Genomic DNA, 1,024 nt, shown 5'->3' on the forward strand with positions numbered 1-1,024 from the left:
ATTTTTCGTCCCAGCCAAGCCATCTGGGTAAGAAAGTGGATATCAACGACCCGATTGTCGCCAAAGCACTTGTCGATTTTAATGGAACACATGCTGACGAAGAAGCCAATAGCGGTCAGATGGGAGCGAAGATTCAGATTCTCAATGATGCACTTGCTAAGTTGGGTTATAGCCAGAAGTTGGTGTGGGCGATTAAAGCAGATGGCGGTACAGATGGCTATAACAAAGATACTGCTTATCAAAAAAGAGTCAAAAATCTAGATGGGCTTGATCCCAAAGATTATCCTAACGCCATTCTCAAAACAAACGAGGCACCTAAATGAAACGACGACATTTTATTCATCTACTCGGTGCTGCAAGTAGCATGATAGCGCTCCGTGGTTTGGCGCAATCATTACCGGGGGAACCAATACCTTTGCCTGTGGCCAATCTTCGAATTTCCGAAGAAAAGTATTACTCGATTTATCAGTCTGGCAAATATGTCTTCGTAGAAGATAAAATTCAGCAAAAGCTATGGGGCGCTGGACACACGGGGCCCAAAGGTGGCGCATTGCTTTATGTTCATTGTGGGTATGTGAACATCGATTTACATGGACACACGCTGGGGGCAGATTTTGGTGTTTCCGGAGTATGGTTGAATGCAAAACATAATGAGGATACTGCAAAAACATTTGCTAAGTTCTCCTACCCTGAGTCTGGCGACAATCGTATGGTCCGGCTCCACAATGGAACCATCGACCTTGCCCGTGGGGAGGATACCGGGGATGGCGTTGTATTTAATAACGAATGGCAAGCCAACACCAGTCGCGGCTATCTTGGTGATTCATCGCTTGTAGCCCGTCCGTTCATTTGGCAAGGGCAAACCAAAATTCCTCTTATCGACATTCCCTATGAGCGCAACGACTATACCCTGGAAAAACTCAAGGTACTGGCACATGACGTCGCTGTTTTACTTGAGGGAAGTCATAGCGTCATCAGAGATTGCATAATTGAATCAGCCGGTGGGGCTGCCGTGATCATCGCC

The 1,024-nt window shown here is 46.5% G+C and carries 2 protein-coding genes; both read left to right on the plus strand.

Annotated elements, in window-relative coordinates; translation table 11 throughout:
* Positions 1-323: hypothetical protein (locus AAKU64_RS22605; protein ID WP_354363123.1), on the plus strand; the 323-nt coding region annotated here is incomplete at its 5' end.
* The coding region (locus AAKU64_RS22610; RefSeq protein ID WP_354363124.1) for a hypothetical protein at positions 320-1,024 on the plus strand (705 nt) is incomplete at its 3' end. The genes AAKU64_RS22605 and AAKU64_RS22610, both read left to right, overlap by 4 nt.

The organism is Undibacterium sp. GrIS 1.8 (assembly GCF_040544445.1).
Taxonomy (GTDB): Bacteria; Pseudomonadota; Gammaproteobacteria; order Burkholderiales; family Burkholderiaceae_D; genus Undibacterium.